The sequence below is a fragment of the Serratia liquefaciens ATCC 27592 genome (assembly GCF_000422085.1).
In the GTDB taxonomy this organism is placed as follows: Bacteria; Pseudomonadota; Gammaproteobacteria; order Enterobacterales; family Enterobacteriaceae; genus Serratia; species Serratia liquefaciens.
Window position 1 is genome coordinate 2,688,220 of sequence record NC_021741.1, and the last position, 15,463, is coordinate 2,703,682.

Consider the following 15,463-nt stretch of genomic DNA (forward strand, 5'->3'; position numbering starts at 1 on the left):
CAATTAAATCAGCGCTTCGATCCGCTGATTCACCGCTTCACGCAGCCGCAGCAGCGGTGCTGCCTGATGCGGATAACGTTTAAAAGTGATACGCATCCCCAGTTCCTGTTCAATCAATGCCTCTACCGTGTGGCGATCCGTCAGGCTTTCCAACAGCTGCAGCGCACGCATGTCCTGCAAGCCCTGATGCAGCACCCGTAACCGCAGCGACTCCACCGGCGTCAGGTTTTCGCCGGGGTAAACCACAAAGGCGTCGCCGGAAGGAAACGCATTTCGGCAATCGGTCACCGCGTAGGGGTTAAGTTTTTCTCGCGAATGGCCGCTGTTATAGAAGTTGAACCCCCAGTGCAGAAAACCGCTGATGTTGTACAGGTAAAGCTGGATGCCCAGAATACGATTACGCGCCGAAGGTTGAGCAAAGAAACGGTTGGCCACCTCGGTCTTTTGCACGCAGCAGTAATAGGCCCACAGGCCCGGAACCTGATGCTCAAGGAAAGCGTCTATATGGTCGGTAGCGGCCACTGGCGTTTCCACCAGTCCTTGCCGGTAAAACGCGTAGTCTGACAGCGCGTCAAAAGTGCGGAACCCGGCCAGCAGCGGGCGCAAGGCGGCAACGGCACGCTGATAAACGGCGATGTTCTCCAGCGTTGGCTCATCCGAGATATGGAACCAGACCTGCTGTTGCAACTGGCGATCGCGGAACCATGCGGTCAACGCCGGCAACAGAGCCTGCAAAAACTGTTGATACTCCTGCGCGTGGGCGTCAGTGTGCCAACCGAACAGCGGGCAAAGTGCGCCGTCGATCTCCGCCAGAATTTTTGGCGCATGCGCCGCCCCCCACTGGGTGAACAACGGGGCAATCTCAAAATGTTCAATCCCCTCTTCCTGCGCCATATCCACCCACTGGGCCAGCCGCTGGAAATCAAACCGATAACCCTGCGCGGAACGCTGTACGCCAATCAACTGTACCGTGGTGCGCTCGCCGCCGACGGCGGTATCCAGCGGTGGCGTGAAGATCGGCGTCAGCAGCATGTTGACTCCGCTGTTAACCGCACAGCGAACAAAGTTGCGTACCGCCAGCCAGTATTCGGGACTGAACACCGGCACGCGGTAATAATCCGCCAGACAATCGGTATGCACCCATTCGGTGTGCAACAGGGTTTGCGGCGGCAGTTCAACCGGGACGATATGCAGCGTCAGGGCGGCGCTGGCCAGGGCTTCGCCGCTGATAACATCAAACAAGGTCAGGTTCAGCGGGCAATCCCCGCCTGGCACAGGCGTCGACGGCGGTGTATAGGTCAGCCAAAGGCAGCCGTAATAATTGTTGGCGACAAAGAAACGCTGCTCGGTCAGCGGCATCAGCGGATCGGGAAATAACCCCGGCTCGGTACGCAGATAGTTCTCATCGGTCTGGGCATAACAGGGAAAGTGGCTGGGTACCGATTGCACCTGCCGCACGCTGATATACTCCGCCAGTGATCCCTCAAGACGGTAGCTTAATTCACGCCGAGTTTCGTTATCGGCCCGGTGAAGGCAATAAACCCCCTGCCAGGAAATCATTTCATTGCTCAGGCCACTCAACTTATTTATTTGATCAATCTGTGGTGCATTGTGGCTGTGGAATATCTTTTCCAGACTGTGAGTAAAAGTCAATGAAAGGCGCATAGCAATAATCTCGCTCTAATGGGGAAATACCGATGAGTCATTTTCAGGCTAGCCCCTTTTATCGATTCAAACAATAGTGGTCATTCAAAAAACGGCGTTTACGTCGAGGCAAAGCCTGCCGATACAATTTTTTTGTTTATTTGCATCACAAAAATGAAAGATACCCAGACATGCACAATAAAAATGTTTTTAATCCCCATTATGGTGCAAGGGTTATCACTTATTCCTATGACCCCAGCAGCCAGTCATTGCCCAACGGCAGGGCCAAAACTGCCGCAGAAGGTTAACGAATTGTGAACAACTTACGCTTTCGGTTTACGCCCCAACCCTTTCAATCTTAACAACATCGAAACATTCGCGCCCCATTTTTGGGCAGATCGGGGTGTATTGACACATTGAAAGTTAAGGGATAGAAAGAATTCACGTTACGAAAATATTTATTCGTCGTCCACCGAGGGGAAAGCAATGTCACCGATAAAAAATACCGGCCGTCTTCTGGCGCATTCTGCCATTGCGACGGCATTATTATTGCCGACCATGTTATATGCCGCCGATCAAATAACTTTGCGTTATGCCGTATGGGACAGAAATCAATTACCGGCCGAGCAGGAAATCGCCAAACGCTTTGAAAAAGAAAACCCAAACATTAAAATAGCCATAGAATTAACGCCGTCGGCACAATACTTCGTTAAATTGGATTCCGCCGCAGCTGGCGGCGTAGCGCCAGATATATTCTGGATAAATATGCCTTATTTTGTTCAATATGCCAAAAACGGCATTATGCAACCTTTAACACCTTATATTAGCGGCAGCAGCGTCAAGCTAAATGACGTGGTCGCCAGTTCGGTAAAAGCCTATCAGTATGACGGCCAACAGATGGCCATCCCGCGCGACGTGGACTCTATTGCGGTGTGGTACAACAAAAAGCTGTTCGATCAGGCCGGTGTCAGCTACCCCACCAGCGATTGGAACTGGAATGACCTGAAAACCAAAGCCGCAGCCTTGAAAACCGGCTTGAAAGGCAGTGCCTTCCCGTTGGTGATGGACCTTAGCATCGACGGCCAGGACAGCTACATGAACCTGCTGTTCCAGAACGGCAACCACATCGTCCCGAAAGACGGCCAGCCGACCGACATCGCCAACGACAAGTCCATCTGGGTATATCAGCAGCTGCAGTCAATGATGAAAGACGGGCTGATGCCCAGCGCCCAGCAAATGAGCGAAGTCAAAACCGAGAACATCTTCCAGTCCAACCGCGCGGCCATGGTGTATGCCGGCTCGTGGTTAGCGGCCCCGTTCGCCAACAACCCGCTGATTAACGACCATATCGGCGTGGTAATGATGCCGAAAATCGAACGTCAATCCGGCGTGGCGCACAGCCTGGCGTTCGCCATGTCCGCCAACAGCGCCCATAAACAAGAAGCCTGGAAATACATCGAGTTTATGAGCACCGAAGCTTCGCAAACCGAGTTGGCGAAAGTGGTGATCCCGGCCAATAAAGTGGCGGCGAAAGCCTGGGCGGCGGAGATCAAGAAGGTCGATGTTACGCCTTATATCGACACCCTCAACGTGACCGAGGCCTACCCGACCGCCGGGACCAACACGCCAAAATGGCAGAACATGTGGATAGCCAGTCTGAAGAAAATCTTTATGGGCGCGGATGCCAAACCGGAGATGGATAAGTCGGTCAAGAAGATCGAACGCATCATGGAGCAGTAATCGCCCCGTGCCGGCTGCGCCTGCCCGAAGGCGCGGCCTGCAACGGAACACCGCAAAGCCGTTACTGGTGAGGAATGGCAACATGTCGCTGGCAGATACCTACGGTGCCCTAAAACAACAAAAAAGCATCCCACGTCCTGCGCTCAGCCGCCTGGAGCGCGCCGAGCGTTTTTGGGGTTGGGTGATGATTTTACCGCTGTTGATTGGGTTGACGGTGTTTTACTTCATCCCTTTTTTGCAGAACATCTTTTACAGCTTTACCGACCTCAATCAGTTTATGCGCTGGAGCACCCTCAGCGTCGATAACTACGTCAATCTGTTTGAAGACGACGATTTCTACACCGCCGCCGGCAACACCCTGTTCTATGTGGTGGTGTGTGTACCGGTCAGCCTGAGTCTGTCGCTACTGCTGGCCATTGGCCTCAACCAAAATATCCGAGGCAAGGCGCTGTTGCGCACCCTGCTGTTCCTGCCGGCGGTCACCATGCCCGCCGCGGTGGCGATGGTGTGGCAATGGCTGTTCAACAAGGACTTCGGCCTGATTAACCAGGCGATTGGCCAACTGGGTATTTCACCGGTGGCCTGGCTATCCGATCCGGACGTGGTGCGCATCAGCGTTTCTATCATCATTATCTGGTCGTCGCTGGCGCTGAAAATCATCATTTTACTGGCCGGTTTGCAGAGCATTCCACGCCAGCTGTATGAGGCCGCCGACATCGATGGCATCAGCACCCTGCGTCGCTTCTTCTGTATTACCCTGCCGATGATGGTCCCGACGCTGTTCTTCGTTTCGGTAATGAGTTTTATCGAGATCCTGCAAATCTTTGACGTGGTGTTTTTGATGTTTGACCGCGCGCTGGTGGAAAGCGACGTGATGACCGTCACCAACCTGTTCTACAAATACGCCTTTTACCTGCAGGAGAAAGGTTACGCCTCCGCCATCACCGTGGTGCTGTTCGCCGTCACCCTGCTGATCACCCTGATTCAAATGATGATTGGCAAACGCCTGAAAGTGAGCTGAGGAGCCGCGACGATGAGCATAAGTAAAAGAACGCTGGTGTATCTGTTTATGGTGTTGGCGGCGTTGGCTTCGGTCGTGCCGTTTATCTGGATGCTGGTCACCTCGCTGAAAACTCAGGCCGAGAGTATCCAGATCCCGCTGACGCTGCTGCCGGCCCACCCCAGCCTGCAGGCCTACGGTAAGATCATGCGCGAAATCCCCTTCGCCGATTTTTACCTGAACTCGCTGTTGGCCACTTTTTTCACCGTCACCCTGCAAATGGTGATCGCCACCATGGCCGCCTACGGTTTCTCGCGCCTGCATTTTCGCGGCCGTGATGCGGTGTTTCTGGTGTGTATTTCCATCCTGATGGTGCCCGGGCAAGCCTTTTTGATCCCGCAATTTCTGGTGGTGCAAAAGTTGGGGCTGGTGAACAGCATCACCGGGCTGGTGTTGCCTGGCATCTTCAGTATTTATGCCACTTTCCTGCTGCGCCAGTTCTTCCTCGCGGTACCAAAGGAGATGGAGGAAGCCGCACTGATTGACGGTTACAGCTACTTTGCCATCTTCTGGCGCATCATGCTGCCGCTGATCCGGCCTGGCATTATCGCCTGCATCATCATCAACGGCCTGTGGAGCTGGAACAACCTGATGTGGCCGCTGATCGTCAACACCACCACCGAGAAGCTGACGCTGCCGGTCGGGCTGGCGTCGCTGTCGAGCCGCGCCGGGGTGGAGTATTCGCTACTGATGGCCGGGGCGCTGATGGCGGTGATCCCCATGCTGATGCTGTTCATTCTTTTCCAACGTTACTTCATCCAGGGCATCGCCAGCGCTGGGGTAAAAGGCTAACCGCGAACACAAGGTAAATAACATGGCCGGTATTCAGTTAAACAATGTGAAGAAGGTATACCCCAACGGTTTCAATGCGCTGCACGGGGTCGATCTGGACATTAAAGACGGCGAGTTTATGGTCTTCGTCGGGCCGTCCGGCTGCGCCAAATCTACCCTGCTGCGCATGATCGCCGGGCTGGAGAGCGTCAGCGAAGGCCAGATCCTGATCCACGATCGCTGCGTCAACGACACCATGCCAAAAGATCGCGGCATCGCCATGGTGTTCCAGAACTATGCGCTTTACCCGCACATGACGGTCTACAAGAACATGGCGTTCGGCCTGATCGGCAAGGAAAGCAAAGCCGAAATTGACCGTCGGGTGCGTGATGCCGCCGAAAAGCTGGAGATCACCAACCTGCTGCAGCGCAAACCGGGTCAGCTGTCCGGCGGACAGTGCCAGCGCGTGGCGGTCGGCCGCGCCATCGTGCGCAAACCCAAGGTGTTTCTGTTCGACGAGCCGCTTTCCAATCTGGACGCCAAGCTGCGCGTCTCAATGCGCGTCCAACTGATCGAACTTCATAACCAACTGAAACAGGAAGGCGCCGCCGCCACCATGGTGTACGTCACCCACGATCAGGTGGAGGCGATGACCATGGGCGACCGCATCTGCGTGATGAACCGTGGCACCATTATGCAGGTGGATAAACCCATTAACCTGTACCACCAGCCCGCTAACCGCTTCGTCGCCGAGTTTATCGGCAGCCCGTCGATGAACCTGCACGACATGGCGGTGACTCGTAGCGCACAGGGTATTGGGCTGCGCATCGGCAATGAATATCCGCTCGAACTGCCGCCGGCGCTGCAACAACAGCTGGAAAGTTATCCGCACCCGCGTGTGTGTCTGGGCATCCGTCCGGAGTCTCTGCGGCTGTGTGCGCCCGGCAGCAGCAACTGCTTCCCGGCGAAGATTGTCACCATCGAACGCATGGGCAACGAAGAGTTGCTGCACTGTGAACTGGCTGAACTGCGCTTTGTGCTGCGTATGGCGTCGCAACCAGACTGGGAACCACGTCTGGGAGAACAGATCCATCTGGCTTTCGATCTGACCCGTGCGCACCTGTTTGATGAAATCAGCGGCCAAAACCTCAAATAACAAGATCGGAGAACGAGCAATGTCGTCAGCTAAACAAAATGGTTTTGCCGGTCGCCCGGTTCAGGTTCTGGTGATTGGCGCCGGGGCACGCGGTGAAATTTACTCGCGCTACGCGTTGGCGCATCCGGATTTAATGCAGGTAGTCGCGGTAGCCGAACCGCGTGATGTTTATCGGCAGCAGTTCGTCGAACAGCACGGTATTTCGGCGGATAAGGTGTTCACCGACTGGCAACAGGCCGCCGACGCCGGAAAACTGGCCGATGCGGTGCTGATCTGCACCCAGGACACCCTGCACCTGGAACCGGCGCTGGCCTTTGCCAAGCAGGGTTATGCCATGCTGTTGGAAAAACCGCTTTCGCCGGTAGCCAGCGAGTGTCGCACCATCGTTGAAGAGGTGGTACGTCAAAAGCTGATTTTCTCGGTCGGCCACGTACTGCGCTACACGCGCTACACCCAAAAACTCAAGCAACTGCTGCGCGATAACGTGATTGGCGACATCGTCAGCCTGCAGCATCTGGAACCGGTAGGCTACTGGCATCAGGCACACTCCTTTGTTCGCGGCAACTGGCGCAACGACAATGAAGCCGCCTTTATGCTGCTGCAGAAGTCCTGTCACGACATTGACTGGATCCGTTACATCATGGAACTGCCCTGCGAACAGATCAGTTCGTTCGGCGGTTTACGCCATTTTCGCCAGGAGAACCAGCCTGCCGGTGCGGCTGACAACTGCCTTGACTGCGCCGTGGAAGCCAGCTGTCCTTACTCCGCCAAGCGTATTTACCTTGGCGACGATCACAAGGCCACGCCGGGCTTCCTGCGCGTATTAACGCCCGAGGTCAGCCAATCACACCTGCAGGCGGCGCTGCGCGACGGTCAGTATGGCCGCTGCGTCTACCGCTGCGACAATAACGTGGTCGATCACCAGGTGGTCAATATGCAGTTTGCCGGTGGCCGCACCGCCTCCTTCACCATGACCGCCTTTACCCGACTGGAAGATCGCAAAACCCGTATTTTCGGCAGCCACGGCTGTCTCGAGGGCGACGGTCGCTATATCCGTATCACTTCGTTCGTTGACGACAGTGAAAAAGTGTACGACGTCGAAGAAGCCGACGATCTGCATGCCATGTCCGGCCACGGCGGCGGCGACTACTACCTGATGCAGCATTTCATTGACGCGATCCGCACTAACGATCCGTCGCAGGTGCTGTCCGGACCGGCGGAAACGCTGGAAAGCCATCTGATGGTCTTCGCTGCGGAACGCGCACGCCGAGAATCTGCGGTAATTACCCTGAGTGGAGCCTGAAACGTGGAAATATCACAGATGCGTTACGGTTTCGACATCGGCGGCACCAAGATTGAAATGGCGGCCTACGATCGCCAATTGCGGCAGGTGCTGTGCCAACGGGTGAGCACGCCTACCGGCGATTACCGCGCATTTTTGTCCTGTATCCAGCAATTGGTCGATCATGCCGATCGCGAGCTGCACACCCAGGGCAGCATCGGCATCGGCTTGCCGGGCGTGACCGATCCCCGCAGCCGTAAGCAGTTGGCGGTTAACGTCCCCTGCCTCACCGGGCACTGCCTGGCGGACGATTTGGCCCATGAACTGGCGCGGCCGGTTGAAATTGAAAACGACTGTCGCTGCTTCGCCCTTTCCGAGGCCAGCACGCCGCAAACCGAGCATCTGGCGCTGGTCTTCGGCGCCATTATCGGCACCGGTGCCGGCGGCGGGCTGGTGATGAACAAGCAATTGCACAAGGGCCGTAACGGGCTGGCCGGTGAATGGGGCCATACGCCGATCTCTGCTCAGTTGGCGCAGCGTTACGATTTACCGTTGTTTACCTGCAATTGCGGCCTGACCGGTTGTTTTGAACGCTACGTTTCCGGCAGCGGTCTGCTGGCCCTAAGCCGTCATTTCGGCCATCGCGCCGACAGCGTACCGGCGCTGATCGCCCATTACCGGCACGGAGATCCGCTGGCACAGCGGCTGATAGGGATGTACGTCGATATTCTGGCCAGCGCCCTGGCAGGGCTGCAATTGCTGCTGGACGTTGACGCCTTTGTGCTCGGCGGCGGACTGTCGAACGTCGGGGAGCTGTACGCCCTGCTACCGCCGGCCATGAGCGCCTGGCTGTTGCCGGGTACCGAACCGGCGGCAGTCTATCCGCCAGTGCACGGTGACAGCAGCGGCGTACGAGGGGCCGCATTATTACGCCAAAGCTGGCAATAAAAAACAGTGAAACGCCAGACGGGAATAAATGAATGTCGTGGCTTTCATCCTGCTTTCGACAAATTACCCCAGGCGGTGAGTTGCCGCCTGATAAATAACGAATTACCGCTTTTCACTTTATTTTTCGGCCGCTTTCGGTTGATCACCAATCGAAAGCAAAAACAAATATAACCAGTTGATACATATAGATTTTTATAAATTTATCGGTTGCATTTCATTGTTTCGTTTGCTGTAATTTGCCACGAACAACTGAAAGCACTCCTGTCAGATTAGCTGCGACGCATTGCGCCGCGGCGGGGTATGACTACAGCTAAATCGGGAGTCACGCGTTAATGATAAATACCGTAAAACGACGGGAATTAATTATCGACCAGCTTTGTCGCGAAGGCTCGGTGCGCGTCGAGCAACTCAGCGCCCAGTTTTCTGTTTCCAGCGTCACCATCCGCAGCGATTTGCGCCAGCTGGAAAAAAGCGGCTGTGCGGTGCGCGCTTACGGCGGCGCAATGCTCAATAAACAGTTTGCCTTCGACCGCCCGCTGCAAGACAAGGGCCGCATCAATCGCGACGTGAAATACACCATTGCCTGCGCCGCGGCGGAATTGGTCAACAACGGTGATGCCATCATTCTCGACTCCGGCTCCACCACCAGCCAGATGGCGCAGCAACTGGTCGGCAAGAAAGACCTGGTGGTGATGACCAATGCGCTAAACATCGCGTTCGAACTGGCCAACAACGAACAGGTTGATCTGATGGTGGTGGGCGGCAGCGTACGGCGCAAATCCTGGTCGCTGTATGGCCCGGCGGCGGAGCAGCATATGCGGCAATTTCGTTTCGACAAGCTGTTTCTCGGCGTCGACGGTTTTGACCTGCTCAGCGGCATCACCACGCCAGATCCTGGTGAAGCGCAGCTCAACCGCGCGATGTGCGACGTAGCGCGCGAAGTGATAGCCGTTGCAGACGCCAGCAAATTCGGTCGCACCAGCTTTTGCATGATCCGTGAAATTGGCCAAATCCAGCGTTTGGTCACCGACAGCCGCATCCCGGAAAACTACCTGCATGCGCTGAACCATTTAGGTGTCGACGTGATTATCGCCGACCGTTAACCGAGGCTTTCAAGGAGTTTTCAACATGAACGGTTATTTTGCTTACGATGCGGGCTGGCTGGAACAACGGCATGCGCTGCATACCGCACGTGAGATCTGGCAACAGCCTGATTTATGGGACGCCCTGCACCGACAGCTGCAGGAGCAACAAGCCTTGTGGCAACCTTTTCTGGCACCGCTGTTGGCCAATCCTCGCCTGCAGATTGTGCTGTGCGGTGCGGGCAGCTCGGCCTTCGCCGGCCGCGCGTTAGCCCCCTGGCTGCGTGAAAAAACCGGTCGTGACGTGGTGGCCTATGGCACCACCGATATCGTCGCCAACCCACACCAATATCTGGATCTGACGCGCCCAACGCTGCTGGTTTCTTTTGCCCGTTCCGGCAACAGCCCGGAAAGTGTCGCGACAGTCGAACTGGCCGACCAACTGCTGCCGGAAAGTTATCACCTGATGCTGGTTTGTAACCCGGACAGCCAATTGGCGCACTATGCCCATCAGCGCGAGAACGTCTGTTCGTTAGTGATGCCGCAAGGCTCCAACGATCAAAGCTTCGCCATGACTTCCAGTTTCAGCTGCATGATGCTGTCCGCCGCGCTGTTGCTCGGGCCACACTCCCTTTCCGAGGCCCAACGCCCACTCGCGACCATGGTGGCGCGCTGCCGCGAACTGCGTGAAACGCTGCAACCGCAGGTAAAAGCGTTCGCAGCCAGCGGTTTTCGACGCTACATCACGCTGGGCGGCAGTTGTTTCACCGGGCTGGCGGAAGAGGCTTCGTTGAAAATGCTGGAACTGACCGCCGGGCAGATTGTCACCCGCTACGACTCACCGCTTGGCCTGCGCCATGGGCCCAAATTTATGGTCGATGACCAAACGCTGGTGCTTCTGATGTTCTCCAGCGGTGACTACGCCCGCCAATACGATCGCGATTTGTGGAACGAACTGCATCGCGATGGTCTGGCGATGCAGATGGTCGGCTTGACCGGCAGTGCGCAGCCGGTATCGGACATGATGCTGAACCTGCACCACGCCGAAGACGACGTCTGGCTGCTGTTCCCTTACCTGTTATTCACCCAAATGCTGGCCTTTGAAAGCTCGCTGGCGCTTGGCATGACGCCGGACAACCCATGCCCGACCGGTGAAGTTAACCGGGTGGTTAAAGGCGTCACCATTTACCGTTATCCGTCTTCTGTGGCGTAAGGAATCTCTATGTACCTGATATCCAACCGGGAAATGCTGCAAAAAGCACAACGCCAGGGTTATGCCGTACCGGCGTTCAACGTCCATAATCTGGAAACCGTGCAGGTGGTGGCGGAGACCGCCGCCGAATTGCGCTCGCCGGTGATCATGGCCGGCACGCCCGGCACCTTCAGCTATGCCGGCACCGACTATTTGATCGGTATCTGCCAGGCGGCCGCACGCCGTTACGATCTGCCGTTAGCGCTGCATCTGGACCATCACGAAGAGATGGACGATATCGAATACAAGGTCAAAAGCGGCATTCGTTCGGTGATGATCGACGGCTCACATCTGCCGTTCGAACAGAACATCGCCAAAGTGGCTGAGGCCGTCGCATTGTGCCACCGCTACGGTGCCAGCGTTGAGGCAGAGTTGGGCCGCCTCGGGGGCCAGGAGGATGACCTGATTGTCGACTCCACCGACAGCTTCTTCACCGATCCGGCCGCCGCGCGCGAGTTTGTCACCGCTACCGGCATCGATTCGCTGGCGGTAGCCATCGGATCGGCTCACGGGCTGTACCACGGCGAACCCAAGCTGGACTTCGACCGCCTGGCGCTAATCCGCGAGCAGGTCGACATTCCACTGGTACTGCACGGCGCATCCGGTATTCCAGAAGCCATGGTGAAACGCGCCATTTCTCTAGGGGTGTGCAAGGTCAACGTCGCCACTGAGCTAAAAATCGCTTTTGCCGACGCGGTGAAAAGCTATTTTTCACAACATCCCGATGCCAACGATCCGCGTAAATACATCGTGCCCGGCAAGCTGGCGATGAAAGAAGTGGTGGCAGAGAAAATCCGTATCTGCGGCAGCAGCGGCATGCTGTAACTCAGCATAAATCACCACGCTTGGCCGTAGTTTCAGTTTCAACTGCGGCCACTCCGCATTTTTTAACGTGATGCGCTTCACAGTAAAACCGCCATACTCCCTCGTCATTCATTAAGCCGACTTCACTATGATCTAAATCATGGTTTTGCCAGCCCCCCCTCCCTATTATCAAATCCATCAAGACTAAATATTAAGAATAGTATATAAACCATTCTACAAGGAGGGCGCGACTAATTCGATTTTTGGCGATCATCAATTTGCCTGATTGATTTTTGTTTAATTGGACTGTTTTATTTTCCTGTTTCATTTTTAAAAAGGAATTAATAATGAACCATTCACTCATGGCATTGATGCTATTGGCCCTGCTACCCGCAACCCTGCAGGCGGCTCAACGAACCAGTCACCACGTGGCTTCCGGTACTATACGCTTTATCGGCGAGATCACCTCACCGGCCTGTACTATCCAACATAGAAATGAAGAAATCATTTCTCGCTGTTCAGGTTTGGTATCGGCTCAGGGTCAACGCCCTATCACTACCTCATTGAACAATATGCCACCAGAATTAGTTTCCAACGTGACCACCGAGATAATCAATAATAACGACCGGTTGAAAAATATCACCATCAGCTATAAATAATGGAGGCATTTTATTGTTAACCCTGCTTGGGGTGATAAACATTATTGATATATTATAAATTTATTTTATAAATAAGCCTATTTGAACCCCACTCATTTTTCAGCCGTCAGTATGGGCAACCTGAGGTTGCCCATCTTCATGTCCGGAATCCGCCATCGTCCCGCCTGGTTTCGTGCAATAATCTGCCCATCAAACGAGAGGAGTGATCAAAATGCAGACTTTTTTTATTGATCGTATGGCGACGCCGGTGGGTGAACTGGTGTTGATTGCCGATGAGCAGGACCGCTTGCGCGCTATCGATTGGACGGAACACGAAACCCGCCTGATGAAGCTGCTGAATACCCATTACCGAGCCGATCGTTTTCAACTGGTGGACAAGGCTAACCCCGGTGGCCTGACCGATGCCATGCAGCGCTATTTTTCCGGTGAACTGGATGTGATCAACGATCTGCCGGTCATGACGGCCGGCACTGAGTTCCAGCGCACTGTCTGGCAGCAACTGCGCCAGATCCCGTGCGGCGAGATCATCACCTACGGCGAACTGGCTAAGCGTATTGGACGCCCAACGGCGTCCCGTGCGGTGGGGATGGCCAACGGCTCCAACCCCATCAGCATCGTGGTGCCCTGCCATCGGGTGATTGGCTCACAGGGCGCATTGACCGGCTATGCCGGTGGCGTTCAGCGCAAACAGTGGCTGTTGAAACACGAAGGCTACCTGCAAAACGATCTGCTTTAATTCAACCCACCGGAATAGCGCAGCTCACTATGGGCTATTCCGGTGGCTTATTAATGAGGAACGTAGTCCGGCGGTATAGTTGATGCAGGCTGTACATCCTCAGAGGTGTAACCGTAACAATGTGTATAAAAATTGGTCTCAACCCGCAAAAAGGCGCTCAAAAGGCAGGGTTAAATGCTGCTTACTGAAAAATACGCTGCGCTACCCCGCATTTCTTGCGGATACGGAGAACCAAGCGCGTCGACCGTCCCTTGGCGTAACTAGCAAATAAATCGAAATATTTCAGCCAGCTACAGAACAATCGGCTGCAAGCCTGCTTAATATTCGCACAGAATGCCCCCGTTCTTATTAATGCTACCCTTATCACCTGCCGGAAAAGATGTTAAAATTGACGCATATCAATTATTGAATGAGCGTAATCTATGATCCCGGAAAAACGCGTGATTCGTCGTATCCAGTCTGGTGGTTGTGCGATCCATTGTCAGGATTGCAGTATCAGCCAGCTGTGTATTCCTTTTACTCTTAATGCGCACGAGTTGGACCAGCTCGACAACATTATCGAAAGGAAAAAGCCTATCCAGAAGGGCCAGACCCTGTTCAAGGCCGGCGATGAACTGAAATCGCTGTACGCTATCCGCTCCGGGACCATCAAGAGTTATACCATTACCGAACAGGGTGACGAGCAAATCACCGGCTTCCATCTGGCGGGCGATCTGGTCGGTTTTGATGCTATCGGCGGTCTGAAGCATCCAAGCTTCGCTCAGGCGTTGGAAACCTCGATGGTATGCGAAATCCCATTCGAAACGCTGGATGACCTGTCCGGTAAAATGCCTAATCTGCGCCAACAGATCATGCGTCTGATGAGCGGCGAGATTAAAGGTGACCAGGACATGATCCTGCTGTTGTCGAAAAAGAATGCCGAAGAGCGTCTGGCTGCATTCGTCTACAACCTGTCGCGCCGCTTTGCGGAGCGGGGTTTCTCACCGCGCGAGTTCCGCCTGACCATGACCCGCGGCGATATCGGCAACTATCTCGGCCTGACGGTTGAAACCATCAGTCGCCTGCTGGGCCGCTTCCAGAAAAGCGAAATTCTCAGCGTTAAAGGCAAATACATCACCATCGAAAACGTCGATGCCCTGTCTGTGCTGGCCGGCACGCCACGCATTAACGTCACCGTAAACGCCTGATCCCTATGCTGGGTTAATCATTCGACAGAATTATTGACCCAGCACACCTCTGCCGCTGTTCTGTTTTTCAATGTTGGGTTACTCTGTAAATTGACAGACTGTTGATTTTCAGCTGTAAGGAGGCCCTATGGCGAAGTATCAGAATCTTCTGGTGGCTATTGACCCCAATCAGGACGACCAGCCGGCGCTGCGCCGGGCGGTATACCTGATAAAACGCAATGGCGGGCGCATTAAGGCCTTCCTGCCTATTTATGACTTCTCTTACGAGATGACGACCCTGCTCTCGCCGGACGAAAGAACGGCAATGCGGCAAGGCGTTATCAGTCAACGCGCCGCTTGGATCACCGAGCAATGTCGTTTTTATCTCGACGAAGGCGTGCCCATTGAAATCAAAGTGGTCTGGCATAACCGCCCTTATGAGGCGATTATTCAGGAAGTGATCGCCGGTAAGCACGATCTGCTGCTGAAAATGGCGCACCAACACGACCGTCTTGAATCCGTCATTTTCACCCCAACCGATTGGCATCTGTTACGCAAATGCCCGTGCCCGGTGTGGATGGTCAAAGATCAGCCCTGGCCTGAAGGCAGTAAAGCGGTGGTTGCGGTTAACCTGGCCAGTGAAGAACCCTATCACGATCCCTTGAACATCAAACTGGTGCAGGAGACCGTTGAGTTGGCGCATAACGTCAACCAAACGGAAGTGCATCTGGTCGGCGCTTACCCCGTCACCCCCATCAATATCGCCATTGAACTGCCTGATTTTGACCCCAGCGTTTACAACGATGCCATCCGCGGACAGCATCTGATTGCCATGAAGGCGTTAAGACAGAAATTCGGCATTAACGAAGAATTCACCCATGTCGAAAAAGGCCTGCCGGAAGAGGTAATCCCCGACCTGGCTGAGCACCTGCAGGCGGGCGTCGTGGTATTGGGTACCTTGGGCCGTACCGGCATCTCGGCGGCGTTTATCGGCAATACCGCCGAACATGTGATCGACCATCTGAAATGTGACCTGCTGGTGATTAAGCCAGAAAACTTCAACTGTCCGATCGAAGTTGACGAAGATGATGAGCACGACGACGAAGACTGATGTTTGACGCATAAAAAAACGGGCCCAAGGGCCCGTTTTTATTTGCCTGCGC

General features: G+C 54.8%; 14 protein-coding genes. 13 read left to right on the forward strand and 1 reads right to left on the reverse strand.

Translation table 11 applies throughout. From position 1 onward, the window contains the following. Positions 1-3: 3 nt before the first annotated feature. The gene (locus M495_RS12540) at positions 4-1,665 is read right to left on the reverse strand and encodes a DUF4091 domain-containing protein (protein WP_041414580.1); all 1,662 of its coding nucleotides are present in this window, start codon (positions 1,663-1,665) and stop codon (positions 4-6) included. Positions 1,666-2,130: 465 nt separating this feature from the next. Here M495_RS12540 and M495_RS12545 point away from each other — a divergent pair, with 465 nt between their 5' ends. The 13 genes from M495_RS12545 to uspE all read left to right on the forward strand — a co-directional run bounded on the left by M495_RS12545 (position 2,131) and on the right by uspE (position 15,411). Continuing rightward, positions 2,131-3,384 (forward strand): ABC transporter substrate-binding protein, encoded by a 1,254-nt coding sequence (locus M495_RS12545; RefSeq protein ID WP_020827040.1) that lies wholly within the window; start codon positions 2,131-2,133, stop codon positions 3,382-3,384. An 82-nt stretch (positions 3,385-3,466) separates the two neighbouring features. Beyond that, positions 3,467-4,405 (forward strand): carbohydrate ABC transporter permease, encoded by a 939-nt coding sequence (locus tag M495_RS12550; RefSeq protein WP_020827041.1) that lies wholly within the window; start codon positions 3,467-3,469, stop codon positions 4,403-4,405. 12 nt (positions 4,406-4,417) lie between these two features. Beyond that, positions 4,418-5,236, forward strand: coding sequence for a carbohydrate ABC transporter permease (locus M495_RS12555; protein WP_020827042.1), 819 nt, complete (start codon positions 4,418-4,420; stop codon positions 5,234-5,236). 22 nt (positions 5,237-5,258) lie between these two features. Then, positions 5,259-6,371, forward strand: coding sequence for an ABC transporter ATP-binding protein (locus tag M495_RS12560; protein WP_020827043.1), 1,113 nt, complete (start codon positions 5,259-5,261; stop codon positions 6,369-6,371). 19 nt (positions 6,372-6,390) lie between these two features. Beyond that, complete coding sequence (locus M495_RS12565; RefSeq protein ID WP_020827044.1) at positions 6,391-7,674, forward strand: Gfo/Idh/MocA family protein; 1,284 nt, start codon at positions 6,391-6,393, stop codon at positions 7,672-7,674. Between the two features lie 18 nt (positions 7,675-7,692). Beyond that, positions 7,693-8,601, forward strand: coding sequence for an ROK family protein (locus M495_RS12570; protein WP_020827045.1), 909 nt, complete (start codon positions 7,693-7,695; stop codon positions 8,599-8,601). Between the two features lie 332 nt (positions 8,602-8,933). Beyond that, the gene (gene agaR, locus M495_RS12575; RefSeq protein WP_020827046.1) at positions 8,934-9,704 is read left to right on the forward strand and encodes a transcriptional repressor AgaR; all 771 of its coding nucleotides are present in this window, start codon (positions 8,934-8,936) and stop codon (positions 9,702-9,704) included. A gap of 25 nt (positions 9,705-9,729) precedes the next feature. After that, on the forward strand, positions 9,730-10,896 hold the full coding sequence (locus tag M495_RS12580; RefSeq protein WP_020827047.1) for an SIS domain-containing protein: 1,167 nt from the start codon (positions 9,730-9,732) through the stop codon (positions 10,894-10,896). A gap of 9 nt (positions 10,897-10,905) precedes the next feature. Beyond that, on the forward strand, positions 10,906-11,760 hold the full coding sequence (locus tag M495_RS12585; RefSeq protein WP_020827048.1) for a tagatose bisphosphate family class II aldolase: 855 nt from the start codon (positions 10,906-10,908) through the stop codon (positions 11,758-11,760). A gap of 326 nt (positions 11,761-12,086) precedes the next feature. Then, on the forward strand, positions 12,087-12,398 hold the full coding sequence (locus M495_RS12590; RefSeq protein ID WP_020827049.1) for a hypothetical protein: 312 nt from the start codon (positions 12,087-12,089) through the stop codon (positions 12,396-12,398). Between the two features lie 211 nt (positions 12,399-12,609). After that, positions 12,610-13,134 carry a methylated-DNA--[protein]-cysteine S-methyltransferase gene (gene ogt / locus M495_RS12595; protein WP_020827050.1) on the forward strand — a complete coding sequence of 175 codons (525 nt, stop codon included), beginning with the start codon at positions 12,610-12,612 and terminating at the stop codon, positions 13,132-13,134. A 422-nt stretch (positions 13,135-13,556) separates the two neighbouring features. Further along, positions 13,557-14,321 (forward strand): FNR family transcription factor, encoded by a 765-nt coding sequence (locus M495_RS12600; protein ID WP_012145310.1) that lies wholly within the window; start codon positions 13,557-13,559, stop codon positions 14,319-14,321. Between the two features lie 127 nt (positions 14,322-14,448). Further along, the gene (gene uspE / locus M495_RS12605) at positions 14,449-15,411 is read left to right on the forward strand and encodes a universal stress protein UspE (protein WP_020827051.1); all 963 of its coding nucleotides are present in this window, start codon (positions 14,449-14,451) and stop codon (positions 15,409-15,411) included. Positions 15,412-15,463 lie beyond the last annotated feature (52 nt).